The sequence below is a fragment of the Streptococcus sp. ELY_86 genome (assembly GCF_058314495.1).
The window spans coordinates 495,470-520,688 of record NZ_JBZFUK010000002.1 but is presented as its reverse complement, the minus strand read 5'-3'; the positions used below and the strand labels follow the sequence as shown (position 1 = coordinate 520,688).

General features: G+C 40.0%; 24 protein-coding genes, 4 tRNA genes and 1 pseudogene. 24 read left to right on the top strand and 5 right to left on the bottom strand.

Features of this window, described 5'->3' with window-relative positions; genetic code table 11:
• Positions 1-15: 15 nt before the first annotated feature.
• The 3 genes from AC4HAN_RS05470 (at position 16) to AC4HAN_RS05460 (ending at position 294) form a co-directional block, all read left to right on the top strand.
• Positions 16-88, top strand: a tRNA-Thr gene (locus AC4HAN_RS05470).
• 52 nt (positions 89-140) lie between these two features.
• Positions 141-214: transfer RNA gene (locus AC4HAN_RS05465), tRNA-Ile, on the top strand.
• Positions 215-222: 8 nt separating this feature from the next.
• Positions 223-294 (top strand) — tRNA-Glu (locus tag AC4HAN_RS05460).
• Positions 295-486: 192 nt separating this feature from the next.
• Here the strand turns inward: AC4HAN_RS05460 and AC4HAN_RS05455 are convergent.
• The 3 genes from AC4HAN_RS05455 to recX all read right to left on the bottom strand — a co-directional run bounded on the left by AC4HAN_RS05455 (position 487) and on the right by recX (position 2,266).
• A complete protein-coding gene (locus AC4HAN_RS05455) occupies positions 487-807 on the bottom strand; it encodes a DUF960 domain-containing protein (protein ID WP_027975815.1) in 321 nt (106 codons plus the stop codon).
• A 64-nt stretch (positions 808-871) separates the two neighbouring features.
• The gene (ntdP, locus tag AC4HAN_RS05450) at positions 872-1,405 is read right to left on the bottom strand and encodes a nucleoside tri-diphosphate phosphatase (RefSeq protein ID WP_027975814.1); all 534 of its coding nucleotides are present in this window, start codon (positions 1,403-1,405) and stop codon (positions 872-874) included.
• A gap of 84 nt (positions 1,406-1,489) precedes the next feature.
• Positions 1,490-2,266: a recombination regulator RecX gene (gene recX / locus AC4HAN_RS05445; protein ID WP_491091575.1), complete on the bottom strand. Its 777-nt coding sequence runs from the start codon at positions 2,264-2,266 to the stop codon at positions 1,490-1,492.
• Between the two features lie 35 nt (positions 2,267-2,301).
• On the opposite strand from recX, the gene rlmD reads away from it, so the two are divergent.
• From rlmD to AC4HAN_RS05425, 4 genes are all read left to right on the top strand, one after another.
• Positions 2,302-3,669 carry a 23S rRNA (uracil(1939)-C(5))-methyltransferase RlmD gene (gene rlmD / locus AC4HAN_RS05440; RefSeq protein ID WP_491091574.1) on the top strand — a complete coding sequence of 456 codons (1,368 nt, stop codon included), beginning with the start codon at positions 2,302-2,304 and terminating at the stop codon, positions 3,667-3,669.
• A 10-nt stretch (positions 3,670-3,679) separates the two neighbouring features.
• Complete coding sequence (nrdI, locus tag AC4HAN_RS05435; RefSeq protein WP_491091573.1) at positions 3,680-4,141, top strand: class Ib ribonucleoside-diphosphate reductase assembly flavoprotein NrdI; 462 nt, start codon at positions 3,680-3,682, stop codon at positions 4,139-4,141.
• A 217-nt stretch (positions 4,142-4,358) separates the two neighbouring features.
• Positions 4,359-4,967, top strand: coding sequence for an NADPH-dependent FMN reductase (locus AC4HAN_RS05430; protein ID WP_491091572.1), 609 nt, complete (start codon positions 4,359-4,361; stop codon positions 4,965-4,967).
• 404 nt (positions 4,968-5,371) lie between these two features.
• Positions 5,372-7,786, top strand: coding sequence for a flavocytochrome c (locus AC4HAN_RS05425; protein WP_491091587.1), 2,415 nt, complete (start codon positions 5,372-5,374; stop codon positions 7,784-7,786).
• Positions 7,787-7,873: 87 nt separating this feature from the next.
• Here the strand turns inward: AC4HAN_RS05425 and AC4HAN_RS05420 are convergent.
• Positions 7,874-7,944, bottom strand: a tRNA-Thr gene (locus AC4HAN_RS05420).
• A gap of 139 nt (positions 7,945-8,083) precedes the next feature.
• Between AC4HAN_RS05420 and AC4HAN_RS05415 the strand changes: the two genes are divergently transcribed.
• From AC4HAN_RS05415 to AC4HAN_RS05335, 17 genes and pseudogenes are all read left to right on the top strand, one after another.
• Positions 8,084-8,716, top strand: coding sequence for an SDR family oxidoreductase (locus tag AC4HAN_RS05415; protein ID WP_491091571.1), 633 nt, complete (start codon positions 8,084-8,086; stop codon positions 8,714-8,716).
• A gap of 104 nt (positions 8,717-8,820) precedes the next feature.
• Complete coding sequence (locus AC4HAN_RS05410) at positions 8,821-9,075, top strand: DUF1912 family protein (RefSeq protein ID WP_491091570.1); 255 nt, start codon at positions 8,821-8,823, stop codon at positions 9,073-9,075.
• Positions 9,076-9,090: 15 nt separating this feature from the next.
• Positions 9,091-9,444 (top strand): helix-hairpin-helix domain-containing protein, encoded by a 354-nt coding sequence (locus AC4HAN_RS05405; RefSeq protein ID WP_491091569.1) that lies wholly within the window; start codon positions 9,091-9,093, stop codon positions 9,442-9,444.
• Between the two features lie 312 nt (positions 9,445-9,756).
• On the top strand, positions 9,757-10,341 hold the full coding sequence (locus tag AC4HAN_RS05400) for a GNAT family N-acetyltransferase (RefSeq protein WP_491091568.1): 585 nt from the start codon (positions 9,757-9,759) through the stop codon (positions 10,339-10,341).
• Positions 10,334-10,978, top strand: coding sequence for an HD domain-containing protein (locus tag AC4HAN_RS05395; RefSeq protein WP_491091567.1), 645 nt, complete (start codon positions 10,334-10,336; stop codon positions 10,976-10,978). Before AC4HAN_RS05400 ends, AC4HAN_RS05395 begins: the two co-directional genes overlap by 8 nt.
• Positions 10,979-10,991: 13 nt before the next feature.
• Positions 10,992-12,188 (top strand): helix-hairpin-helix domain-containing protein, encoded by a 1,197-nt coding sequence (locus AC4HAN_RS05390; protein ID WP_491091566.1) that lies wholly within the window; start codon positions 10,992-10,994, stop codon positions 12,186-12,188.
• 8 nt (positions 12,189-12,196) lie between these two features.
• Positions 12,197-13,306 (top strand): hypothetical protein, encoded by a 1,110-nt coding sequence (locus tag AC4HAN_RS05385; protein ID WP_491091565.1) that lies wholly within the window; start codon positions 12,197-12,199, stop codon positions 13,304-13,306.
• Positions 13,296-13,493, top strand: coding sequence for a hypothetical protein (locus AC4HAN_RS05380; RefSeq protein ID WP_491091564.1), 198 nt, complete (start codon positions 13,296-13,298; stop codon positions 13,491-13,493). Before AC4HAN_RS05385 ends, AC4HAN_RS05380 begins: the two co-directional genes overlap by 11 nt.
• 331 nt (positions 13,494-13,824) lie before the next feature.
• Positions 13,825-14,217 (top strand): hypothetical protein, encoded by a 393-nt coding sequence (locus tag AC4HAN_RS05375; protein ID WP_491091563.1) that lies wholly within the window; start codon positions 13,825-13,827, stop codon positions 14,215-14,217.
• Positions 14,217-16,868: a valine--tRNA ligase gene (locus AC4HAN_RS05370; protein ID WP_491091562.1), complete on the top strand. Its 2,652-nt coding sequence runs from the start codon at positions 14,217-14,219 to the stop codon at positions 16,866-16,868. Before AC4HAN_RS05375 ends, AC4HAN_RS05370 begins: the two co-directional genes overlap by 1 nt.
• 468 nt (positions 16,869-17,336) lie before the next feature.
• Positions 17,337-19,673 (top strand): hypothetical protein, encoded by a 2,337-nt coding sequence (locus tag AC4HAN_RS05365; RefSeq protein ID WP_491091561.1) that lies wholly within the window; start codon positions 17,337-17,339, stop codon positions 19,671-19,673.
• A gap of 528 nt (positions 19,674-20,201) precedes the next feature.
• Complete coding sequence (locus tag AC4HAN_RS05360) at positions 20,202-20,324, top strand: hypothetical protein (protein ID WP_491091560.1); 123 nt, start codon at positions 20,202-20,204, stop codon at positions 20,322-20,324.
• A 252-nt stretch (positions 20,325-20,576) separates the two neighbouring features.
• A complete protein-coding gene (locus AC4HAN_RS05355; protein ID WP_491091559.1) occupies positions 20,577-21,128 on the top strand; it encodes a DUF6287 domain-containing protein in 552 nt (183 codons plus the stop codon).
• 242 nt (positions 21,129-21,370) lie between these two features.
• Entirely contained in the window at positions 21,371-22,117 is a 747-nt protein-coding gene (locus tag AC4HAN_RS05350; RefSeq protein WP_027975793.1) for a DeoR/GlpR family DNA-binding transcription regulator, read from the top strand.
• Between the two features lie 9 nt (positions 22,118-22,126).
• Positions 22,127-22,951 carry a Cof-type HAD-IIB family hydrolase gene (locus AC4HAN_RS05345; RefSeq protein ID WP_491091558.1) on the top strand — a complete coding sequence of 275 codons (825 nt, stop codon included), beginning with the start codon at positions 22,127-22,129 and terminating at the stop codon, positions 22,949-22,951.
• 36 nt (positions 22,952-22,987) lie between these two features.
• Positions 22,988-24,067 (top strand): MmcQ/YjbR family DNA-binding protein, encoded by a 1,080-nt coding sequence (locus AC4HAN_RS05340; RefSeq protein ID WP_491091557.1) that lies wholly within the window; start codon positions 22,988-22,990, stop codon positions 24,065-24,067.
• A gap of 228 nt (positions 24,068-24,295) precedes the next feature.
• Positions 24,296-24,409: pseudogene (locus AC4HAN_RS05335) on the top strand (HTH domain-containing protein); the annotation flags it as partial.
• A gap of 162 nt (positions 24,410-24,571) precedes the next feature.
• On the opposite strand, the gene AC4HAN_RS05330 reads toward AC4HAN_RS05335, so the two are convergent.
• Positions 24,572-25,213 (bottom strand): hypothetical protein, encoded by a 642-nt coding sequence (locus AC4HAN_RS05330; protein ID WP_491091556.1) that lies wholly within the window; start codon positions 25,211-25,213, stop codon positions 24,572-24,574.
• Between the last annotated feature and the right edge of the window lie 6 nt (positions 25,214-25,219).

Here is a 25,219-nt window from a genome sequence, read left to right as displayed (position 1 = left end):
CCGCATGAGGGATAGGCCGGCTTAGCTCAGTTGGTAGAGCATCTGATTTGTAATCAGAGGGTCGCGTGTTCAAGTCATGTAGCCGGCATTGTATCTGCTTAGTCAGTACAGTATTTATATGATAATCTATTAAGCGTTTTGGGCGCGTAGCTCAGCTGGTTAGAGCGCACGCCTGATAAGCGTGAGGTCGGTGGTTCGAGTCCACTCGTGCCCATAAAGAATGGTCCGTTGGTCAAGGGGTTAAGACACCGCCTTTTCACGGCGGTAACACGGGTTCGAATCCCGTACGGACTATTATGAATCTCTATTTATGAGGTTCTTTTTTAGTTGCATTATCATTTTCTAATTATTATTTTAAGATTGCTGATAAGAAACACCTGCTTTGCTGGAGTGTTTTCTGACTGGATCATAACATAAAAAAGCATGATAGCAAAATAATCTAGGGATTATTTTGCTATCATGCTTTTAATTATATAGGAATAACTCTTAAAGATTGGTGTCTAGTTCATGGGGCAGAAGAATGGTTTCCCTGCCGTTATTGTCAACAATTTGGACGATTTCCGGATAAAAAGGATCATATTTAGCTGCATAATCAGACACGATAGCCGTCTGACTGTACTTATCATAATATTTGAAGCTCAGCTGGCCATGATTATTGAGCAGCTGAAAGGTTAAGATATCATCCAGTGTAAAGACGTCTTTTAAATTATTATCAAGAATTTCCCAGAAAACATCAATCAATTCCGGCGGCAGGCTGGTGACAACTCCAAAACTTGCATACCGCCCTTTTGTATTTGCAAATGCCATAATACGAAGCCTCCCTGTTTGGTTCTATAAAAAGAAAGCACTGTGCAGTGCTTTTTTGACAACCTTAACGATTCTTAAGTTCAAGATAACGTTTGTACCAAATATTGATATAGGATTGTGAAAAAGGTCCCTTACCATTGTTAATCCAATCAACTAAAATTTTAACATTTTCCTTTAAAATATAGTCAATGTTAGCAGAATAGCCCATTTTTTGTTTGTGTGTCTCGTATTCATCAACGTCCAGAAGTTTTTTTTCACCATCAGCGAAAACCTTAACATCTAAATCGTAGTCAATATACTTCAGTGCCTCTTGATCCAGTACATGGGGGCTGGCCAAGTTGCAGTAGTAAGAAACGCCATTATCTCGGATCATTGCAATGATATTGAACCAAAATTTTTTATGAAAATAAACAATCGCCGGTTCGCGGGTTACCCAGCGTCTGCCGTCGCTTTCAGTGACGAGGGTATGATCATTCACACCAATAACAGCATTTTCTGTTGTTTTTAGTACCATAGTGTCGCGCCAAGTTCGGTGCAAACTACCATCATGCTTATAACTTTGAATTGTAATAAAGTCGCCTTCCTTAGGTAATTTCATTGCCTTACCAACTTCCTACAATTAAGTTTGTCTTTTACAGTTTATCATAATTTTTTGAAAAAATCACTCTTTCTGTCATGAAGTTTACAAATACTCGCGCAAGGCGCTTCTAATCTGATCGAAGTCAAATCCCTTTCTGGCTAGGCTCTGTGTCAGGCGCTGCTTGAGTTCATAGCCATCGTATTTTTTACTGTACTTGCGGTACTGCTTATCCAACTCTTTGTAAATCAGTTCCTCTTCATTTTCAGAAAATTCTTCCAAAGGGAATTCAGCGATTGCTGCTTTAGCCTCCTGATAGGAGAATCCTTTGTTTGTTAATGTTTGGCTGAGCTTGTCTCTCAGTGCCCTTTGCGGAAGTTTGCCCTGGTATTTTTTTAATATTTTTTCAGCAGCTTTTCTGCAAATGTTTGAAAAGTCAGCTTTTTCCAGAGCAGAGTCAATCAGTTTGCGGTCAATGCCTTTTTGCAGTAACTTTTGCTTTAATACATAAGCTCCTTTGTCACCAGAATGAAGATTTTGCTGAAGAACCGTTTCAATGTACTGCAGGTCGTCAATCCATCTTTCTTCTTTAAGTGGCTTAATGACCTGTGCAATACTGTCTGGATCAATGTCATGTTTTGCCAGATAATCCCTGATTTCTTTTTCAGAGCGCTGCTTGAAAGACAGATAATAAAGCGCTAAGTTTTTACCGTAAGAAAACTGGGCAAAAGTTTTGATTTGCTCTAAGTCATTTGATGTGATTTCTTTGTCCTTGCTCAGCATGAAGCGAACGATTGTATCTTCTGTGACATAAAGCTTGTCGGTTTCATCTATTTCAATCAGATAAAGTCTTTTTTTCTTTTCAATTTTGGTAATTTTCATGCCTTTATTATAGCAGAAAATGATAAAATAGTAGTATGAATTTACGAGTGAAACAAAAGATTCCCCTGAAGATTAAAAGAATGGGGATTAACGGTGAAGGAATCGGTTTTTATAAAAAGACTTTGGTTTTTGTTCCCGGAGCTTTAAAAGGTGAGGATATTTTCTGCCAAATAACCAGTGTCAAGCCAAATTTTGCGCAGGGCCGGCTGCTTGTGATTAATAAGAAGTCTAAATTCCGTGTGCAGCCAAACTGTCCGATTTATGCTGAATGCGGCGGCTGCCAGATTATGCATCTGCGCTATGACAAACAACTGCATTTTAAAGAGGATTTGCTCAGACAGGCTTTGAAAAAATTCAAACCGCAGGGTTATGAATATTATGATATCCGTCCGACAATAGGAATGGATGAGCCTTGGCATTACCGAGCAAAGCTGCAGTTTCAGACTCGAAGAATCGGCGGCGTAACTAAGGCGGGTCTCTTTCAGGAAGGAAGCCACCGTTTAGTTGATATCAAGGACTGCTTGGTGCAGGATGAGCTGACACAAAAAATTGTCAACCAGGCCTGCAAGCTGTTGGACAAGTACAAAGTGCCAATCCATAATGAGCGCAAGCTTTCCGGTATTCGGACGATTATGGTTAGAAAAGCGCAGGCGACAAAGCAAGTCCAGCTGATTTTTGTAACGAGCAAAGCGGTTAATCTGGCACCAGTTATTCGTGACCTGACTGAGGCATTTTCAGAAATTAAGACGGCTGCGGTTAATTTTAATTCAAGTAAGTCCAGCAGTATTTATGGCGATAAAACAGAGATTCTCTGGGGTCCTGATACCATATCTGAGAAGGTCTTGGACTATTCGTTTTCTTTGTCACCGCGGGCCTTTTATCAGCTCAATCCCGAGCAGACACAGGTTCTTTATGCGCAAGCCATCAAAGCGCTTGATGTCAATGAAAGGGATGAGCTGATTGATGCCTACTGCGGGGTTGGCAGCATTGGTTTGGCTTTTGCAGGGAAAGTAAAATCAGTCAGAGGCATGGATATTATACCCGAAGCTATTGACGATGCTAAGGAAAATGCCAGACAGATGGGATTTTCTAACATGCACTATGAAGTCGGGAAAGCAGAGACGGTTATTCCCAGGTGGTATAATGATGGCTATAGGGCAACAGCGCTCCTTGTTGATCCGCCGCGGACAGGGCTGGATGATAAACTTTTAAAGGTTATTAACCGCTACCAGCCTGAAAAAATGGTTTATGTGTCCTGCAATGTATCAACGCTGGCGAGAGACTTGGTTAAGCTGGCGAAGCATTATGACGTTGTCTATATTCAGTCAGTCGACATGTTTCCGCATACAGCAAGAACCGAGGCGGTGGTTAAATTAATCAAGCGTCAGAAAGATTTATCGTAAAGGGGAAAAGATGGCATCATCAATTAATTTAGTTTATATCAGTCTGAGCGGCAATACGCAAAGCTTTGTCAAACGTTTAAAAGACTATTTGGAATCAAAGACAGATCTGCCAATCAAGACTATTAATGTGAAAGATATGGTCAAAGATCAAGAAGATTTTTTCGCCATGACAGATTATTTTGTGGCTTTTCTGCCTACCTATCTTGAGGGGGGAAACGGTCTTGACAGCGGCGATGTTGAAATCCTGACAACACCGCTGAGGGATTTTATTACTTTTGCGGATAATTATCGCTATTGTTACGGTGTTGTCGGTTCGGGCAATAAAAATTTCAACAATCAATACTGTCTGACAGCCAAACAGTATTCTGAGCATTTCGGTTTTCCTATGATTGATGATTTTGAACTGCGCGGCCTGACTGATGACATTGAGCGTATCGGCAATAAGATTTTGAAGCTGTATACGGCACAATAAATTTAAAACTCCGAACAAGAACGGTTTTCCTGAATTTACTGTTTCTTGTTCGGAGTTTTAGTATGAATTTATCGGTAAATAGCTTATTAATCAATCCACCAAAGAATGCTGTCAGCATTTTCGAAAGAAACAGGCTGTCCCTTTGCATTCGCTTACAAAAAATATTTTTTTGATGTATAATAGAGGCGAGATATTAGCTGATAAGGAGGTCTTTTAAATGAAATTAGCTGGCATTGTTGGAACCAATTCGGACCGTTCCACCAATCGTAAATTATTGCAGTTTATGGCAAAACATTTTGCAGACAAGGCAGATATTGAAATCTTGGAAATCAAGGATTTACCAGCCTTTAACGAACCTGAGGACAAAACTGCTCCGGCAGCGGTGGCCGCTTTCAGTCAAAAAATTGCTGAAGCAGATGCTGTCATTATCGCTACTCCGGAGTATGACCACACGATTCCGGCTCCGCTTGCTTCGGCCTTGGAATGGATTGCCTACACCAGCCGAGTGCTGATCAATAAACCTGTTATGATTGTAGGAGCTTCTCTGGGGGCTCTGGGAACATCAAGAGCGCAAGGGCATCTGCGCCAGATTTTGGATGCACCGGAAATAAAAGCGCGTGTTATGCCGGGAACCGAATTTCTCTTGGGACATTCTGAGCAGGTTTTAGATGATCAGTCTAATCTTGATAATCCCGAAAAAGTAGCAGAATTAGAAGAGCACTTTGAGGAATTTCAAGAATTTGTCAGCCTGACCAAACAGCTGGTCAAACCGTCTGACACTGAGCGCAAGAAATCATTCATCTGGGAAGACTGGCTGAAAGCATAAAGCGATAAAACTGGTGCAGATCTTTTCAGACAGCATTAACAGAAAAAAACGGCTTTAGGAATCTTTAAATCCTGTGTATTGTTGCTGAGATAAAACACTCTTTGGCAAGTACAGCCAGTGTTTCTAAAGTCTGAGAAGAGTCTGTTGTAAAAATCAGCCACAGCAGTTAGTCTGGCAATGCTTGACAATTTAAATCAAAGTTAATTGCTGCGGCCTTTACAGATGAAAAGAAGTAAGAAAGAAAGGAATGAAACACGAGCGAAGAAGTTAAAAGCCGATAACGAATTTTAAAAATGGTCATTTTTAATTTTAGCTGTTTTCGCTGCGGCGGTGAGCCCGTCTCGCCTTCTTTTGCCGCTTGAAGTGTCTCACAGGCACTTTCAACGTTTTTTGGTATCTTAATGATGAAATTAGTTGGTATTGTTGGTACAAATGCTGCTAAATCCTACAACCGCATGCTGCTGCAGTTCATGCAGAAACATTTTGCTGCTAAAGCGGCGATTGATATTTTAGAAATTACAGATGTACCGATGTTTAATGAAACAAATGATCAAACCAATACACCTGTTATTCAAGACTTTAATACGAAAATCACGGCTGCTGACGGCGTCATCATTGCAACGCCTGAGCACAATCACTCCATCCCTTCAAGTTTGAACAGTCTTTTGGAATGGCTGTCTTTCACCATTCATCCGCTTGACGGTAAACCTGTTATGATTGTAGGGGCTTCCTATGATGTTCAGGGGTCATCCAGAGCGCAGCTCCACCTGCGTCAGGTTCTGGATGCTCCCGGTGTTAATGCGACTGTTATGCCGGGCAGTGAATTCTTACTTGGCCGTGCTCACCGTGCTTTTGATGAGAAGGGTGATCTAAAAGATGAAGGAACAGTAGATTTTCTGGATAGCTGTTTTTTGCGTTTCCTGCGTTTTGTGGATGTGGCCAATCAGCTTAATCTGCCGGAAGATGTCCGCTTTGAACCGGGAACCTATCAAGTAACGACAGAAGGCCACAATGGCAAGCTGCCTATGGCAGTGACCTTATCCGAAGAAAAAATCGAAAAAATTGATATTGACAGTTCCGGAGAAACATCCGGTATTTCAGATATTGTCTTCACCCGTATTCCTAATGAGATTTTGGAAGGTCAAACGCTTAATGTAGATGCCATATCCGGCGCTTCGGTGACCAGTCAAGGTGTTTTAGACGGCGTTGCCCGTGCCGTTAAGCTTGCGGGAGGCAATCCTGATGTACTGCGCAAGCGTCCCAAAGCACCGTCAGCTCTGGACAAAGAAGACAGAGAATACACAGCTGATGTTGTGATTGTTGGCGGAGGCGGTGCTGGCTTGGCAGCGGCAGCAACTGTTCTTCAGCAAGGGAAAACAGCTGTTGTTGTTGAAAAATTCCCGGCACTTGGCGGCAATACTGTCCGCGCCGGCGGCCCAATCAATGCGCCTTGGCCTGAATGGCAAAACAGCTTTGCAGCGCATCCTGGTGAGGCTCAGAATCTTCAAAATCTCCATGACACTGATGAAGCTGATATTGATCCGGAATATTTGGAGGATTTCCGTGCTTTGAAGCTAGAGCTGGAAAATTATCTTAAAGACCCAAGCTATCTCTTTGATTCAAAATTACTCTACCGTATTCAAACCTACATCGGCGGTAAGCGGACAGACCTGCAAAGACATGAAATCCACGGCAATTATGATCTGGTCAAAATTTTGACAGAGCGGGCGCTGGAATCTGTCAAGTGGCTGGAGGATGTTGGTGTAGAATTTGACCGCAGTGAAGTCACCATGCCGGTTGGAGCCCTATGGCGCCGCGGCCATAAGCCAAAAATGCCCATGGGTTATGCTTACATCTCTGTCCTGGATGATTATGTGCGTGCAAACGGCGGAACTATCCTGACGGACACCCCAGTCAAAGAACTTATTGTAGAAGACGGTGTTGTTCGGGGTGTGATCGGTACCGGCCGCAACGGTCAAAAAATTACAGTTCATGCCAAGGCTGTGGTGCTGGCTTCCGGCGGTTTTGGTGCCAATACGAAGATGCTGCAGAAGTACAACACCTATTGGACAGAAATTGATGATGATATTAAAACGTCTAACTCACCGGCCATTACCGGAGATGGCATTGTCCTTGGACAAAGTGTCGGAGCAGATCTTGTCGGCATGGGCTTCACGCAGATGATGCCGGTATCCGATCCCGAAACAGGTGCACTCTTTTCAGGTCTTCAGGTACCTCCTGCGAACTTTATCATGGTTAATAAAGAAGGCAAACGCTTCGTTGACGAGTATGGCAGTCGGGATAAACTGTCACAGGCAGCGATTGATAATGGGGGACTTTTCTATCTGATTGCTGATGATAATATCAAGCAAACAGCCTACAATACCAGTGATGAAAAGATTGAAGCGCAGGTCGCAGCAGGCACCCTCTACCGCGCCGATACGCTGGAAGAATTGGCAGAGCAAATTGCGATCGATCCAAAAGTTTTGACTGAGACCATTGCAAATTACAACAGTTATGTTGATGCCGGCTATGATCCTGAGTTCAACAAAGGCAGCTTTGATCTTAAGTGTGAAAAGGCACCGTTTTATGCAACGCCGCGCAAACCGGCGGTTCACCATACGATGGGCGGCCTTAAAATTGATACGAAAACCCATGTTATCAATGGAAATGGACAAACGATTCCAGGTCTTTATGCAGCAGGCGAAGTTGCCGGCGGTCTTCATGCAGGCAATCGCCTCGGAGGCAATTCGCTGACCGATATTTTCACGTTTGGCCGTATTGCAGCTGACAGTGCCATTGAAGAATGTGTTAATTAAACGGCAAGACATCCTGCTTGTTTTAAAACAGGATGTCTTTTTATGATTAGAAATGAAAAAAGAAGTCCGATCGGACTTCTTTAAAACTGCCACCACCGAGAATCGAACTCGGAACGGAGCATTACCATTGCTCTATTATACCATTTAACTATAGCGGCGACTTTTATATGATACTATAAAATAGAAAAGAATGCAAGCTTGAAAGAAAAAATACTTGCTGGTTTATCAATAAGTAGTTTTCCTTTTATTTTTGGAAAGAAAGAGCTATAATATAGGAAATTTCTAAGGAGGATGACGATGAAAATTTTTGTCGCAGGGGCAACCGGACGTGTTGCTGAGCAATTAATTCAACAGTTAGCTGAAAAACATTCCGTATATGCGGGTGCCAGAAAACCTGAAAATGTCATTAAGCATCAAAATGTTACGGCAGTACCTTTTGATCTTCATGATGATCTGCCGGTTTTGGCGGAACGGCTCAAAGGTATGGATGCGGTGTACTTTACAGCAGGTTCCCGCGGTCAGGATTTGCTGCAGGTTGATGCCTTCGGAGCTGTCAAATTGGCCCAAGCTGCCGAGCAGGCCGGCATCAAGCGTTTTATTCTTCTGAGCTCTATTTTTGCTCTGGAGCCGGATAAGTGGCATCTGCCAGGTTTAGATAAGCTGACCAATTATAATATTGCTAAGTTCTTTGCCGATAATTATGTGGTTCATCAGACAAATCTAGACTATACGATTATTCAGCCAACCGGGCTGACAGAAGATACTGCCAGCGGGAAAATAGCTCTCAATCCCGCTAAACCCGGAACTAACAGCATTGCTGATGTGGCCCATGTTTTGGCGGCAGTTTTAGAACGTCCGAATACTTACGGCAAGGTCATCAAAATGTCTGCCGGCGATGAAGTAATCGAAAGCGCCCTTGAACATCTTTGAGTTTTATAGATTTTTGGCTGTCTTTTGCCTGTCATCTTGAATTCCCTTGATTTTTAAGCTATAATGTTTACTGATTGATTAATGCCTTTTATTTAGGAGGAAAAATGTCTTACGAACAAGAGTTTTTAAAGGATTTTGAAACTTGGATTAATACGCAGGTGACGGTCAATGAAATGGCCATGCAACAAAGCCAAAAGATTGCCCGGGAAAGTAAAGATGAGCACGCAGCAGATGCTTATATTCGTTATGAGAGTAAGCTGGATGCTTATAAATTTATTCAGGGAAAATTTGAAAACTATAAAAATGGCAAGAGTTTTCACGACATGCCGGATGGTTTATTAGGTTCACGTGAGTATTAATGGGAAGAGGACAAAATGGCAAAGAAGAAGAATCGTAAAAAAGCACTGAAATTACAAATGAAACGTCAAGGACTGCTGTCTAAGGCTAAACAAGCTGTAGAAGAAGCTGCTGCCAGTGTTGCAGAAACAGCCAAAACAGTCACAAAAGATGTTAAGGACTCGCTTAAAAAGCCGAGCTTAGAGGAATTTTCTGCACTGCCGGAATTGGCTGATATTCGGGCGAATCTGGCGGAAACACTGTACAATGAAGGCATTGTTTCGGTACAGGATTTTGCTGACTGGACGGAAAAAGACCTGCTTGCTCTTAAAGGCATCGGTCCTGCAACTGTTAAGAAGCTGCAGGAAAACGGCGTCAGCCTGAAAGCATAAGATAGTGTCAGTTGCTTTGCAGCTGAAATTTTGCTAGAATAAAACCATTCAGAGGAATGCTGAAGTCTATCTGTTACAGAAAGCGGTGCTGCTGAGAAATCCGCACAGATATCGGTATGGGTTGCTGATGGTCCTTAAAGAAAAATAAAGAGCAGCGGGTAGACTATGCGGAAATTTCTTTGCTTCAGCTGGAGCGTTTTCCAAGACCCGAATGTGGGTGGTACCGCGGATTTAGAAATAAGTTCGTCCCTGTCTTTTGACGGGGGCGTTTTTCTTTTTAATTGTAAGTTTTAGATAAAAGGTGAGGAAAGAATGATTAAGATACATGGAGAAATCAGCAATGCTAGCTTGCCTGATATCGAAACCGACCGCTTAATCTTGTGTCAGCGGACAGTTGCGGACGCTGCGGATGTTTTTGCCTATGCCAGTTTGCCGGAAGTTAGCTATCCGGCAGGCTTTCCGCCGGTCGAAACGGTTGAGGATGAGGCTTATTATTTGGAACATATTCTGCCTCAAAATCAGGCGGAGCAGCAGCTGCCTTCTGGCTACGGTATAAAGCTGAAAGGACAGGACAAGGTGATTGGCTCTGTGGATTTTAATCACCGCCATGCAGATGATGTGTTAGAAATCGGCTATACGCTGCATCCGGATTGCTGGGGACAAGGAATTGTGCCGGAGGCAGCAGCTGCCTTGATTGAGCTTGGTTTTACCCTCCTCAACCTTCATAAGATTGAATTGAACTGCTACGACACCAATAAGCAAAGTCAGCGCGTGGCGGAGAAATTGGGTTTTACTTTAGAGGCACGGATTCGGGATCGCAAAGATGCCTTGGGCAATCGCTGTGATGACCTGAGATACGGTCTGCTCAGAAGTGAGTGGGAGGCAGATCATGGATAAGGAAAAGATTCTTGCCAGCACGCGCCAGTTCGTGAAAGCTACTTTAGCTGGCGAGGCCAGCGGTCATGATTGGTGGCATATTGCGCGTGTCACGAAGACTGCTCTGGCCATTGCAAAAGCCGAAGAAGCAGATCTCTTTATCTGTGAAATGGCTGCGCTGCTGCATGATATGGCCGACAGCAAGCTTTTCGATGAAGACAAGGCTCTGGCTGAAGTGGAGTATTTCCTAACTGAGCAAGGTTTGTCACAAGCTCAAATTACTGAAATCACCAGTATCATGACAGGCATTTCTTATAAAGGTGGGCACAACACCGCCAAGCTCTCCTTAGAGGGGCAAGTGGTTCAAGATGCCGATCGCCTCGATGCCATCGGCGCTATCGGCATTGCCAGAGCCATGGCTTATTCGGGCCATAAAGGCCGATTGATTCACGACCCGACTATGGCACCCCGAGAAAACCTGACCCTAGAGGATTACCGCAAAGGCGAGGACACAGCCATCATGCACTTCTACGAAAAACTCCTCAAACTCAAAGACCTCATGAACACAGCAGAAGGTAAACGCCTGGCGCAAGGACGCCATGAGTTTATGGAAAGCTATCTCCAGCAGTTCTATGCCGAGTGGGAAGGGGAGAGGTGAGAAAGAGAAAATTATGGCTAAAAAGAAGAATCGTAAGAAAGAATTGAAACAGAAGCAGAAACGGGAAAGCAACAACATTATTGATTTTGCTTCCTTTGCAGAAAAAACCGACTATCCGCTATTTTCTCAAGGATCTTCTGATGAAGCATCGATCAATAGACTTATTGAAGAATTTGAACGAACTGGTAATCCTGACATTTTGGATCAATTAGATTCTGTCTTAGATTTTGAAGATTTGGAAATGGATGAAGCAGACGAGCTCTTTTATCAGGCGATGGAAGAGGAAGATGAAAATGTTCAACTCCGTTTGATTACTAAGCTGTTAGCAAGATATCCGGACCACTTTGAAGCAAGATTTCAATCCTTGCTGTTAAGAAGCACAGAATTTTCAGCTGACTACTTAAAAGAACTGCAGGGTTTTTATCAAGTGGCTTTGGCAGAGTGGAAGAAAACTGATTATGCATCTTGGTATAGTTTGGAAGCCCGTAGTCCCTTGACAGTCATCACTTTTGTGACAGAGACTTATCTGCAAGAAGGGCTGGTCGGGCTAGCTGGTCAAGTAGTGGATTTTGTACGCTCTAAAATTGCTGCTGATGATAGATTTCCGCCTGGATTTATTTATTTGATGTTGAGTGCTTATAACGCTCTTTATAAAACAGAGGAAATTACTGATTTTTATGAAGAACAGCTTGGGCAAGAGTGGCAGGATGATGGCGTCATAGTACATATGCTTATTGCCATGATACTTATAGGTGACATGGATGCGGCTAAAGAATTATTTAGGTATTTAGCAAACGTCAATAAAGAAGCCGTACAAGTTTTTGATAACCCTTACTGGGTTCAGCAGCTTGATATAGCAAATGAAGTTTCTACCTACCGTCCTAACTCAGCTTTATCTCTCCAGATTACCTTGCACCCCCTACAGACCTTTTTGGTCACCAAACCCTTTGTTATCCATCAAATGGTTGCTTTAGCAGAAGAGTATCAGGACAGTCTGCCTGATTCTCCGCGCAAACGATTAGAATTTTTTAATTCCCCCTGCATGAAAGGGATTAAGATTGATAAAGGCCGATATCTATGCGATGCTAGCATTATGAGCAAGGAAGATTTGGAAAAGCATACCGAAAAAGAAATCCTAGCCATTTCAGGTATCGGCCCTGCCACGATTAAAAAGCTAAAAGAAAACGGTGTGAGGTTTAAGAAAGGATAGGAGATGGTGTGAAATTTGCACAGGTTGAACTGTTCGGAAAAATCGAACAGTTTGGAAGAATTATGCTAAGTAGTGAAAGGAAACTGATGGCAACAGAACAAAATGAAATAATGTCACAACAAGGCAACTCACCTTCACCAATGAGAAAACGTGCATTTAATGTCGAATTATATAATCACCAAAAAGAAAACTTATTGGCGAAAAAAATTAGGGCACAACTAAATAATGCACCTCAGTTTTTTGAAGAATTGCAGAAAAAATCGCGATATGAATTAGACATGACTCAGTTTTCGGAAAAGATTGCTACAGGTGCGCTTCGATTTATGAGAAAAAATAAAACTGGGGAACCTTTGGCAACATTAGTAGATTCTAATACAGGTAAAATGTTTGCTCAAGTACCAATAAAATCAGTACCTGTAGAACTTGGAGCAAGTATAGCTACCGCTGGTCTTACTCAGAAACTAGAAGAACTATCAGCAAAATTGGATTTATTAGAAACTAAAATAAATCAAGTTAATAGGAATTTTGACTTAAATAGATATGCTGAAGTATTGTCTGCCAAAGAAAAATATGAGACAGCTCTTCTTATACAAAATTCGGAAACAAGAAAACAATTGTTCAGGGAAGCTTATTCTCAAGCAACTAATGCTAAAAATTTATTGTTACAACAGATTTATGATTCTAAGTACAAAATTGAAAAACGATATAAAGATGAAAAAAATAAAAATCAGCTTCAAAAAGTTGTTTCCAGAAGTAACACTAAAGAAGATCGTGAATTAGCAGAAACAACTTTAATGAACTTACAGTATTTAAAAGATGCTTTTAGTTTTCAAATTGGTAGTTTAACTGAATTACAGGAATATGAAGCGTTAAATTATTGTCTACTTGATTTTGAAAATATTATTTTAGATGATTTTTCAGGGAATAACGCTCTTCTATTAGACGAATTTACTAAGAACTCAAAAAATCCATTTAAGTATTTTTCAAATGAGATACTTGAAACAACGCAGTCATTAACAAAGTTTATTGCTAACAATGATGATTTCTTAGGAGTACATTTTATTCCTAAACAACTTATAATCTCTCAAAACAAGGAGGAAATTGATAATGGAAACTAATATTTGCAACAAATGTGGTAGAGAAATAAGTGATAGCAGAGAAATGTGTCATGACTGCCAGAGTAAAAAGGATGACAAACAAAGAAAAATTGGAAGAGGAATTTTGGGAGTAATGTTGCTAGCAGCCGTTGCAGTAGCTAACTATTTTTCTGGATTAAGTGACAAATCAGATAATGACGAACTTTAAATACTTGACCGGTTCCTAAAACATATTGCAAATTCTATTTTAAAAAATAAAGTTGAATAATAGAATATAATATAAGGAGGTTATTAAACTGAATTCTTTAGTTTCAATAATAGCGCTTATTATAAGTATTATTGCTTTATACAGACAAATTAAGCGAGATAATAAAAATTTTGAATTTCAAGACTATCAGAGAGAGTTTGAAATATATAAAGAGAAACAGCGTATTCAAGAGAAGCGTTCAGACGATTTACAAGAACAAATTAATAGGCGATCTGAATTATTGCCATATTTCCATATTGACTATGCTAAATCAAATTTAAATTCTGAAAATATGGTAGTCGAGCTATTTTTAATTAATGTGGGTAGAGAGTCTGCCACCAATATTGGTTTAGTTCCAATGAGAGAGGGAAAATATAATAGTCAAATTTATTTCGATGCAGATTTTGTAACAAATGATATACCGACTCATAATGTGTATGAATATTTTAGTGAATATTTCACTATGCCAGGTGATTCTATTTCTCTTAAAATATCAGATAATCTTACTAATAAACAAAAATTATATTTTATAAATTTCAAAATTCAATTTCAGGATTTAATAAATAGGGTCTACGAACAAGAATTTAGATTTGGCTATGATAATCAATTTATTAATGGAATTAATAAAAATTTCACAGTCTATCCTCCAAAATTAATAAAAGATGTCGAAAAGGAGCAAAATTAATGTCAAAACAACTTTCACCAAAATACAATCCAGCTGAGGTTGAAGCTGGGCGTTATCAAAAATGGCTTGACGAGGATGTGTTCAAGCCGTCAGGCGACAAGAAAGCACACCCTTACTCAATCGTGATTCCGCCGCCAAATGTGACGGGAAAACTGCACCTGGGTCATGCTTGGGACACGACTTTGCAGGATATTATTATCCGTCAGAAGCGCATGCAGGGCTTTGATACCCTTTGGCTGCCAGGGATGGACCACGCAGGTATCGCTACACAGGCCAAGGTCGAAGCGCGCTTGGCAGAAGATGGCATTTCCCGCTACGACCTCGGCCGTGAAAAATTCTTGGACAAGGTCTGGGAATGGAAGGACGAGTATGCCGCAACCATCAAGGAACAGTGGGGCAAGATGGGAATTTCTGTCGATTACTCACGCGAGCGATTCACCCTTGACGAGGGGCTTTCTAAGGCTGTTCGTAAGGTCTTTGTTGACCTCTACAAGAAGGGCTGGATCTACCGCGGTGAATTCATCATCAACTGGGATCCTAAGGCTCGGACAGCTTTGTCTGACATCGAAGTCATCCACAAGGACGTGGAGGGTGCTTTCTACCACATGAACTACATGCTGGAAGATGGCTCACGCGCCCTTGAAGTCGCAACCACCCGTCCGGAAACTATGTTTGGTGATACAGCTGTCGCAGTCAATCCAGAAGATTCCCGTTATAAAGATCTGATTGGTAAAAATGTTATTCTGCCAATCGTTAATAAGCCAATCCCAATCGTGGCTGATGAACACGCGGATCCAGAGTTTGGAACCGGTGTCGTTAAAATCACACCGGCTCATGATCCTAACGACTTCTTGGTCGGTCAGCGCCACAATCTGCCGCAAGTCGATGTCATGAACGACGATGGAACCATGAATGAATTGGCTGGTGAATTTGCCGGCATGGATCGTTTCCAAGCCCGCAAGGCAACGGTTGCCAAGTTAAAAGAAATCGGCGCCCTTGTCAAAGTTGAAAAGATGACCCACTCGGTCGGTCACTCAGAACGTACCGGTGTCATGGTTGAACCGCGCCTGTCAACCCAATGGTTTGTCAAGATGGACCAATTGGCCAAGAATGCCATTGCCAACCAAGAGACTGATGACTGCGTGGACTTTTACCCGCCACGTTTCAATGATACTTTCCTCCAATGGATGGAAAACGTCCACGACTGGGTGATTTCCCGTCAGCTTTGGTGGGGCCACCAAATCCCTGCTTGGTATAATGCCGATGGTGAAATGTATGTCGGAGAAGAAGCACCGGAAGGCGATGGCTGGACACAAGATGAAGATGTCCTTGATACTTGGTTCAGCTCTGCCCTTTGGCCATTTTCAACCATGGGCTGGCCTGATACAGATAGCGAAGACTTCAAGCGCTACTTTCCAACGTCAACTTTGGTAACAGGGTACGACATCATCTTCTTCTGGGTGTCCCGCATGATTTTCCAATCCTTGGAATTCACAGGCCGTCAGCCCTTTAAGAATGTCTTAATCCACGGTCTTATTCGCGATGAGCAGGGACGTAAGATGTCCAAATCCCTCGGAAACGGTATCGACCCCATGGATGTCGTCGATAAATACGGTGCCGATGCCCTGCGCTGGTTCCTTTCAAACGGCTCTGCGCCGGGTCAAGACGTGCGTTTCTCTTACGAAAAAATGGATGCTGCCTGGAATTTCATTAACAAGATTTGGAACATCTCCCGCTACATCCTTATGAACAATGAAGGCCTGACTCTCGACCAAGCGACAGCCAATGTCGATAAGGTTGCTGCTGGTACAGCAGGTAATGTCACGGACAAGTGGATTCTCCACAATCTCAATGAAACGATTAGCAAGGTTACTGAAAACTTTGACAAGTTTGAGTTTGGTGTGGCTGGTCATCTTCTCTACAACTTCATCTGGGATGAATTCGCCGACTGGTACGTGGAGTTGACCAAGGAAGTCCTTTACAGCGACAATGAAGATGAGAAGGTGATTACCCGCTCTGTTCTTCTTTATACCTTAGACAAGATTCTGCGTCTGCTGCATCCAATCATGCCGTTTGTGACGGAGGAAATTTTTGGACAATATGCTGAGGGCTCAATCGTCACAGCAGCCTATCCAACGGTTAATCCTGCTTTTGAAAATAAGGCTGCGCACAAAGGCGTGGAGAGTCTCAAAGACCTGATCCGTTCAGTGCGAAATAGCAGAGCTGAAGTCAACGTAGCGCCAAGCAAACCAATCACTATCCTTGTCAAAACCAGCGACAGCGACTTGGAAAGCTTCTTTAATAGCAATGTCAACTACATCAAGCGTTTTACCAACCCTGAAAAACTTGAAATCTCAAGTGATATCGATACGCCAGACCTTGCCATGTCAGCCGTCATCACAGGTGCCGAAATCTTCCTGCCGCTTGCTGACCTGCTCAATGTCGAAGAAGAACTGGCTCGCCTCAACAAAGAGCTGAAAAAGTGGGCTCAAGAACTGGACATGGTTGCCAAAAAACTCGGCAACGAAAAATTTGTCACCCATGCCAAACCAGAAATCGTTCAAAAAGAACGCGACAAACAAACCGACTACCAAGCCAAATACGATGCGACAGTAGAGCGGATTAAAGAGATGGAGAAGCTTGCTAAATAAACAATACAACACAGTCGAAAGGCTGTGTTTTTTGGTATAATAATACAAAAGTTATTTGTTCAAATGGAGGAAATTTTATTTATGTTGTTAAAAGTAATTTTATTATTGCTCATTTCATTATCATGTTCTTCTCTATTATATTTTATTCCTTATTGCATAAAAAACTATTTTCGAAAAAGGAAAAGTATTGTAATAAAGAATGTGAATAATATCTTTGATCGAGGGATTGGAAATCTACCTAGATCAAAATTTGAAAAATTTCTATTGAACTACAATAGAGTATCTAATAAAATTTATGATATTTATGAGTCACATTGGCAGAATAATTTACGGCATATAATTAAAATATTCATAATTTGTTACTATTTTTCATCTGTTTTAATTCAAAAACCGCTTAAGATTAAGTCTATAAATCTCGTCTCACTATCTTTCCTTGACATTTTTTCTTTTATCGTTGGAATATTAGGGATGTATGGTATTTATATAGGTTTTTTACAATATACCACGGAGAATAATGAACATAGGAAATATCTCGGTAAAAATAAAACAAGTTATTTGTTGAAAGATTTTTTCTGGTATCGTTTTAGCCAAAGTAATGGTTTTATATTTTCATTATTTGTTACGATAATGGTTCCGATTGTTATAAAATTATCTCTGTCAATTAATGCAGTAAATTTATATTTAGTTTATCTATGGCAGAGTTCAATATTTTTATTATTAATTGCTTTTATATTTCTTCTGAAGATGAGTTTGTTTTTGATTAGTATCATGTCAACAATAAATTCTGGCTCAGACTATAACTTGCGAAGTATTATACGAGAAAGAATCAAAAAGGAGTATATTCAAAAATTTTGGGTACAATTCAAAAAAGAACTGCGTAGTGCAAAATTTAATGAGATAGATTGGCAAGCTAGTTCCATCAAACGATTATTTTTTAAAATGAAGCTCTTTCGGAATCATTATTACATGAAGCAACAATTACTTTATGATGATTTAGAACCTAATTTTTTATATAAATGGCTGAGTTATGATACAAATAACTTATCGGAAACAGAGAAACAAGAATATATAGAATTAGTATTTTCGGGAATGCAGAAGGATGTATATGATAAAATAGACAATAATAACAAGTTAGTAATAAACAACCTTGGAGAATTTCATCAATTTTATAGTTCTTTTGTCAGAAAAAAATGGAATCTATTTTTACCGAAAGATGATAAGTATAAATTTTTTACAAAAAAACCAGATAATTTAGATTTTGATATGCCATTTGAATCATGGTATATCTTGTTAAATTTTGAAATTAAAATATTTAATTTATTACTTGAAAAATCTAATAAGGAAGAACTTTGGGACAACTATTATATAAAGGAAAGCACGATATATCAAGGACTTGGTACTAGAAATCAACATTATTGGAAGTATTCTGATAATACAGTGGAAAATTTTTTATGGATAACAATCTTAAAACATCCTAAGTTAGATGTACAAAAGATATATGATGATTTAGTAGTTTCAACTCAAAAATTGATTACTGACAATATCTTTAATAAGGTAATTATTAAAAAGAATAGAAATGCTAGAGTATCCAAAATATATGGGGATGACTGTAATAAGCTTATGGAGGGAAAAAATAGACAAAATATCAAAAGTCGTAAAAAGTATATTAGCTATAAGAAGTATATAAAAAAATATTTTGAAGAATCTAAATGGAGAATATTCTGGGATCAGGATCAAAAAAATTTAGATAGTCTATCCTGTGATGGCATTGATTGGGCGAACTCACAAAAGGCATTTGATAAGTATTCGGGTATACTATTTAAATCATTAGAACATTCCAGAAAAATATTTACTAAAAGTCAGAAAAGTTGTATCTTAAGCCTGAATGAAGAATACCGATTAGCTTTTATGCTATATCAACTATTCTATACAGACCGCATTCAATGGGATGATAATCTTGAGTTTTATGATACGGAAATAAAAAAAATAATGAATTATGATAAGCAGTACCACGATTATTTATTTAATCAAGCTAAGAATATAATATTAACAACTAATATTAAGCATCGTATTACTGAAGACTTCTTACACAAGCTATGGAATAAACGTAGTGACATAATTGAAGATTTTTCTTGGTTTGATCAATTTGGTGAACAGCATTTAATGTCAGATTTTAAAATTTTTTACGCTCAATGCTTGTTAGCAGGAAAAGAATATTCACATTCGAATAGTAGATTTAATATTGAAAGAAACTTTCCTAAAGAAGAAAGAATTGGTTATTTTTGTCGAGAGTATTTAATCCTTACTGATAAATTAGATTCAATTTTTGAAAAACCCCGTTCCTATGGTAAACAAAATAACGTACAAGTTTCAGTTGAATATCTTTTGCATAGTGGTAAAGTAAATTTATCAGATGTCATAGATAATATATCTGTAACCAGTTTACTTCGTTTGGAATGGATTTTAAGATGGAACTATTATCATTATACTAGGAAGCCTAATTACACTAGTAGAACATTTTTTGATACGAAGACTTCTAATAGCCGCTATTATTGGTCTGGTGGAGATGGGATATTAGAATTTTATATTGTTAAAATTATTGATAATTTTTATTATGATTTATATCAAGATAGGGAGTTTATGGATGGTTTTAAATGTCATTTAGAATCGCAACTAAATTCATTGAATAAAACTGTTGAAGAATATGTAGAGTCAATTGATGAAAAAGTGTCTGGAATAGATAATATTTCAATTCTGCAGAAGGGGCATATAGTTTCTAGCTTGAATGATATTTTATCAAGATAAACAACTTGAATCAAAAGTAAGAAAAAATATCGGTATAAATGATGGATTCATACACTAAATCATAAATTAAGCACCTCACCCAACTTGTTTCCTATCTCAAACGTAGTCAAACACAACTACAAAATAAAAATTCTAAAGAGAGTGATTTCATGGCTGTTCCAACTTCAGTTCGTTTGTCCGATGAGTTAAATGAAAAACTGACTTTGTGGACAAATTCTCACAACATCAGCAAGTCTGAATTTATTGCGCAGGTTTTGGCAGAAAAATAGGAAAATCTCTATGATATCAAGAAGCTGATGTGACTATGCACTCAGATGTTTATAATTTAAAGAGAAGGACCTAAAGTTAAGTTTTCTTCAAGAATTCTTTCAGCTTGCTTTAAGCTAGGATAGATATACTATACCCATCCTAGCAATAGGAATCCCAAAACTTTTCTTTTTCATAATCTCCTAGACAAGTCCAGCCATATATATGGTTGGGCTTGTTTTTTGGTATAATTAGGATTCATCCAAGGTCAAGGAGAAAATAATGAAAAACAGACGTTTAAGTTTACTGTATAATTTGCAGAATTTATACCATTCCAGTGATTTGGGAAGTGTGGCTTATCAGCTTTCCTGCTATTTGATTGATAATTATCAAGAGCTACGGTAAGACGCTTTTGTCAACATTTAGGTGACGATACTTTAAAGAATTCCCATCATTGCAAGTCAAAAATCAACAAGCAATTCTGACTAATTTTGCTAAGACTGTAGTATAATAGAGGTAGTTAAAGTCGTCTGAAATAAAAATAAGTGATTGAAGAGATTGATTTCTTCTATTATCTCGATTTCTGATTTTTAGGAAGGAGGTCACTCAAAGGAAAGTAGGAGGGTATGCTATTTTTATAAAGGAGAGGAGCTTGTTATGAAAAAGAAATTAGTAACCATTTTTTTGGCTTTCTTGTCCATTTTGCTTTTGTCGGCTTGCCGCAATAATAAGACAGAGACGTCGCAGCAAGCTTCCAGTCAAGCAAAATCTGAGCAGACTGAAAAAAAGACAGAAAAACAGTCCACTTCAAGCAGTTCGTCCGAAGCAGTTACTGAAGCGGAAACGTCTGATGAGACTGCTTCCACTGATGTCAGTCAAAAGGATTTAAATATTGATGAGATTAATAACGGCAACTTTCAATCTTTGGTTGGCACTTGGAAAAACGGCAGAGGTGATACTTTAGAAATTACTTCTGACGGTACAGTAAACGGCAAGATGACCTTACAGGGAATTAAAGATTCTGCTAACAGAAACGGTATTCCTTATGCCAGCTTAAGAGCAGGCAATAATACGGGTGCGGCCTTGGCTTTGTTTAAGATTGGTTTTAAAAATCCTCAAGGGGATCAATCAGATGCAAGCAAACCTCGTATTTTGATAACGCAAAGTGACGGCAACTATCCTGCAGAGGACTATTATTATCGTCAATAGCAGCTGTCTAAGGCTATTCCAGTCGGATTATACGCCCCTTAAAATTAAATATCTGAGACTTTTGAGCTGCACTCCAAGCGTTAGGCTAAAAATCTAAGGTTTGGGGTGCTTTTCATGTTCTCTTTGTCACAGGTTTTTGAGGTTGCCATATTATGTTTTAAAAACAAAAACTTATAAAAACTTAAAAAGACTTATCTTTGCTTAAAATGTGTTATAATAGATTTAAGCAAAGGAGGGGTGTTATGTACCGGGAAAAACGACTGCAGGAAATCCTGAGGTTGGTTGAAGAAAGAGGGGAGCTGTCTTCCAAAGATGCGCGTGCGCTGCTGAATGTTTCTCGCGATACGGTGCGGCGGGATTTTGCTTTTCTAGCGGCTGATAAGCAGGTTATTCGGACGCATGGCGGGATTTTGCCTCTGCAGAAATCGCAGAACGTTCTGTCTTTTGAAGAGCGTCTGCACCGTCTGACTGAAAGCAAAGATGCCATAGCTCAAAAGGCTTATCAGCTGATAGCACCGGGGCAGCTCTACTTTTTTGATGTGTCAACGTCGGTGCTGCGCTTAGCGCAGCTGATTGATAAGGACGTGACCATCTATTCGCATTCTTTGGATAATGCCATTGTTCTGGCTCAGCATGAAACGGTTGATTTTCACCTTCTGGGCGGCCAGTTTCAGCCTAAGAACCGCTTTTATTATGCTTTAAATGAAGCAGAGCTGCTCAAGGACATTCATTTTGATGCAGCTATCATTGCAGCTGCAGGTCTCAAGAAAGGGCAAGTGTCTTTTGAAGATGCGGCCGATACCTACCTGAAGAAATTGGTTTTGAAAAATGCCAAGACCAAGATACTGCTGGCCGAGGAAGATAAATTTGAAAAGGAAGCCAGTTATGTGCTGGCTGATATTAACGACTTTGATTATTTTATCACGGATAAAAAACCGACAAAAGCTATCCAAAAACTGCTGTCGCAAGATTTGAAACTTATTTTTTAGGAGGTTACTATGGCAGAAGCGATTCGATTGATTTTAAGTGATATTGACGGGACTATTTTAGATGACAAGCACCAGCTTGACTCTGAACTGAGTGAGGCTGTGGCTGCTTTAAAGGCAAAGAACATTCCCTTTGTGCTGGCTTCTGCCAGATCGCCTCACGGCATGTTTCCCCTTGCCCGGGAGCTTCATCTAAATGACAGTCCTCTTGCCTGCTATAACGGTGCACTTATTGTTGAGGGAAGTCAAGAACACTTTCAAACTTTAATGGAACACAGTCTCGATAAAACAGATGTTAAAAGGGTTGTTGATGTGGTGCGCAGGGAGTTTTCTCATATTGCTCTTAATGTGTATTCGGGCGGTGATTGGATTGTTGACAAGAGAAATAAATGGGTGGAGATTGAGGCTGATATTACCAAAGAAACGCCGCTTGTCGGTGAACTGGATAAGCTTTTGGCAGACAGCAAAAGACCCGTTCATAAACTTCTTTTGATTGCTGAGGCTGATGACATTAAAGAACTGCTTGCTCATCTCAAAACCCTGTCATTTGCGGATGCCTCCTTTTACCTGTCTAAGGCTAACTACTTAGAGGTCATCTCAAAATCAGTCTCCAAAGAAAATGCTCTCACGGAAATTGCCGCTTACTATCATGTGCCTCTGACAGCTGCTATGACAATCGGTGATAATTTCAATGATCTGCCGATGTTAAAATTAGCCGGTTTGGGAGTGGCTATGGGCAACGCACCGCAGGCTGTCAAAGACGAGGCCGACCAAGAAACAGCCTCTAATAACGATAACGGCGCTTCTAAGGCGATTATGGACTATGTACTGAATTAATTTGTTTTGTATGTGCATCTTGGAAAGGAAAATAGGATGTCTCTTGAATCAGATTTTTTTAAGAAGAAACGTGTGCTGTTTGACAAGCTTCTTCCCTATGGCTTTTCAAAAGAAGGAGACGGTTATCTCTACAAAGAAAGCTTCATGAACGGTGACTTTGAGGCGCTGATAAGGATTTCTGCTGAAGGCTTGGTATCCGGCCGTGTGCTTGATAGGGATACTGGAGATGATTACCTGGCTCTGCGGGTAGAGCGCCAAACAGGCAGCTTTGTCGGTCAGATCAGAGAAGCTTATGCTGAGATTTTAGGAAAACTAGCAGATACTTGCTTTGAAGCTCTGCCATTTATAGAGGAGCAGACCAACCGCTTAGCTCAAAGGCTGGAGCAGGTTTACGGGGATCAATATGACCACCCCTTTAAAAAATATCCCTCCTTTTCTTCTTACCGTTATCCTCTTAACCGTAAATGGTACGGACTCATCATGGTGATTGAGCGCGGCAAGCTGGATCTGGGAAAAGAAGTGTGGGAACAAGAGAAGCTCAAGCAGGAAGTAGAGATTATCAATCTCAAGGTCGAGCCTTATGATCTGGCAGGTCTTCTTGATCTTCCGGGAATTTATCCTTCCTATCACATGAATAAGAAATCTTGGATTTCGGTTGTTTTGGACGGCACTGTGACCGATGATCTGCTGTTTTCTCTGGTGGATAAGAGCAGAGCTTTGGTCAGCGGGAAAAGTCTGGGAAATCCGGACGGCCCTGATTTTTGGATTATTCCGGCAAATCTCAAGTATTATGATATTGATGCTGAATTTGCGGCGCATAAAATCAATATTTGGCCGCAAAAAGCCAGTATCCAGACAGGAGATTACCTTTTTGTTTACATTACAGCGCCGACACGCGCGCTTCGCTATGCCTGCCGGGTGCTCGAAGCGGGTATTAAACAGCCCCATTCAGACAGAAAGTCCATGAAATTGGAGTTACTTAAAAAATATGATGACAGCGACTTTCCCATTGAGCGGCTGAAAGAGCACGGCGTTACCAATATCCGCGGACCCAGACGGATGACTGCCAGTTTGATAAGTGAGATAAAGCCAAGTTTAAAAGCCGGTAAATCCTGACGGCTGCTTTCAAAGGATTGTTTACCTGTCATATCATTAATAACAGTCCGGCCTCTTATGTTTAGAGGCCGGGCTTTTTCGTCTTACCGCCAAAGCCTAGCAGCACTATCTCAGACTGACAATTTAGTTAAAAGCTTAGTTTTTTTCCGTAAGAAATGGCAAAAATATCTACTACCAATTAGCTGTTTTTCACTTTATACTAATAAGTAAGAAAGGAGTAAGAAATTGATGAAAGAATGTTCTGTCAGTATTTTAAACCGTATTTTAGTATCGGCATTGCCTGTTCGCACAGATAGTCTGCAAAAAGAATTCAAGGTCAGTTCCAGAACTATCAGAAATGACTGGATTTTTAAAAATTGACAAAATAATTGGAAGTGACAAAACAGATTTCAGAAAACTTTTTGTTGTTAAAGTATTTGCACAGCTGCCAACATCATAAGACACCACAAGGTCGGAACAAATTTGTTCCGACCTTGTGGTGTTTGTTGTGCTATCAAATTCTATTTATTCTGTTAAAGAGTGTCGTTTCCCAGCAGCAAGAGCTTCTGATTCTTTCATCTGAATAATGTTATTCATATTAGTATTCCATGGCATCCTATCCGTGCTATACCAATAAACATCAGATTTTCCTCCTCCAGTAACGTATACAATACGATCCTCTTGAGCAACAACTGTGCTTTCAGAAGTTACTGCTGCTTTGACAGAAATAGCATTTTCGACAAGGGCGATACGATATTCTAGATTTGCCTTAGTTCCCTCGTCTGTAACTAAAGCCGTTTTATTTTTAGCATTGGCAACATTATTGCTAGATTGATTATCTTCTAAATATTTAACAGCTGCTTGAGCTTCTTTAATGATAATTGCTTGTTCTACTAAATTAATGCGATTTTGCAGAGTTGCTTTTTTATTTGTATCGGTGACAGCATCAACTTTCTTTTGAGCTTTGGCTAGATTTTTTCTAGTTTGATTGTCTTCTAGCTTTTTAACGGCTCTCTCGGCTTTAGTGATTTCGTTAGTTGGTACCATAGTTGCCGATACTATTGAGGTATTAGAAAAATTGATATTGGTACTAAGTAATGGAAGATTTTGAAATCCCCAAATGATAATAAATGTAATAATTAATAATAGTGACCTATTCTTTTTCATACTTAA

What these genes read in the sequence shown, in the direction of transcription:
- rlmD (WP_491091574.1), top strand. Translation starts at nt 2,302, where the DNA reads ATGAATTTACGAGTGAAACAAAAGATTCCCCTGAAGATTAAAAGAATG.
- AC4HAN_RS05395 (WP_491091567.1), top strand. Translation starts at nt 10,334, where the DNA reads ATGGATAAGGAAAAGATTCTTGCCAGCACGCGCCAGTTCGTGAAAGCT.
- AC4HAN_RS05360 (WP_491091560.1), top strand. Translation starts at nt 20,202, where the DNA reads ATGAAAAACAGACGTTTAAGTTTACTGTATAATTTGCAGAATTTATAC.
- recX (WP_491091575.1), bottom strand. Translation starts at nt 2,266, where the DNA reads ATGAAAATTACCAAAATTGAAAAGAAAAAAAGACTTTATCTGATTGAA.
- AC4HAN_RS05410 (WP_491091570.1), top strand. Translation starts at nt 8,821, where the DNA reads ATGTCTTACGAACAAGAGTTTTTAAAGGATTTTGAAACTTGGATTAAT.
- AC4HAN_RS05355 (WP_491091559.1), top strand. Translation starts at nt 20,577, where the DNA reads ATGAAAAAGAAATTAGTAACCATTTTTTTGGCTTTCTTGTCCATTTTG.
- AC4HAN_RS05330 (WP_491091556.1), bottom strand. Translation starts at nt 25,213, where the DNA reads ATGAAAAAGAATAGGTCACTATTATTAATTATTACATTTATTATCATT.
- nrdI (WP_491091573.1), top strand. Translation starts at nt 3,680, where the DNA reads ATGGCATCATCAATTAATTTAGTTTATATCAGTCTGAGCGGCAATACG.
- AC4HAN_RS05455 (WP_027975815.1), bottom strand. Translation starts at nt 807, where the DNA reads ATGGCATTTGCAAATACAAAAGGGCGGTATGCAAGTTTTGGAGTTGTC.
- AC4HAN_RS05375 (WP_491091563.1), top strand. Translation starts at nt 13,825, where the DNA reads ATGGTAGTCGAGCTATTTTTAATTAATGTGGGTAGAGAGTCTGCCACC.
- AC4HAN_RS05380 (WP_491091564.1), top strand. Translation starts at nt 13,296, where the DNA reads ATGGAAACTAATATTTGCAACAAATGTGGTAGAGAAATAAGTGATAGC.
- AC4HAN_RS05415 (WP_491091571.1), top strand. Translation starts at nt 8,084, where the DNA reads ATGAAAATTTTTGTCGCAGGGGCAACCGGACGTGTTGCTGAGCAATTA.
- AC4HAN_RS05365 (WP_491091561.1), top strand. Translation starts at nt 17,337, where the DNA reads ATGTATGGTATTTATATAGGTTTTTTACAATATACCACGGAGAATAAT.
- AC4HAN_RS05390 (WP_491091566.1), top strand. Translation starts at nt 10,992, where the DNA reads ATGGCTAAAAAGAAGAATCGTAAGAAAGAATTGAAACAGAAGCAGAAA.
- ntdP (WP_027975814.1), bottom strand. Translation starts at nt 1,405, where the DNA reads ATGAAATTACCTAAGGAAGGCGACTTTATTACAATTCAAAGTTATAAG.
- AC4HAN_RS05345 (WP_491091558.1), top strand. Translation starts at nt 22,127, where the DNA reads ATGGCAGAAGCGATTCGATTGATTTTAAGTGATATTGACGGGACTATT.
- AC4HAN_RS05370 (WP_491091562.1), top strand. Translation starts at nt 14,217, where the DNA reads ATGTCAAAACAACTTTCACCAAAATACAATCCAGCTGAGGTTGAAGCT.
- AC4HAN_RS05430 (WP_491091572.1), top strand. Translation starts at nt 4,359, where the DNA reads ATGAAATTAGCTGGCATTGTTGGAACCAATTCGGACCGTTCCACCAAT.
- AC4HAN_RS05400 (WP_491091568.1), top strand. Translation starts at nt 9,757, where the DNA reads ATGATTAAGATACATGGAGAAATCAGCAATGCTAGCTTGCCTGATATC.
- AC4HAN_RS05350 (WP_027975793.1), top strand. Translation starts at nt 21,371, where the DNA reads ATGTACCGGGAAAAACGACTGCAGGAAATCCTGAGGTTGGTTGAAGAA.
- AC4HAN_RS05425 (WP_491091587.1), top strand. Translation starts at nt 5,372, where the DNA reads ATGAAATTAGTTGGTATTGTTGGTACAAATGCTGCTAAATCCTACAAC.
- AC4HAN_RS05405 (WP_491091569.1), top strand. Translation starts at nt 9,091, where the DNA reads ATGGCAAAGAAGAAGAATCGTAAAAAAGCACTGAAATTACAAATGAAA.
- AC4HAN_RS05340 (WP_491091557.1), top strand. Translation starts at nt 22,988, where the DNA reads ATGTCTCTTGAATCAGATTTTTTTAAGAAGAAACGTGTGCTGTTTGAC.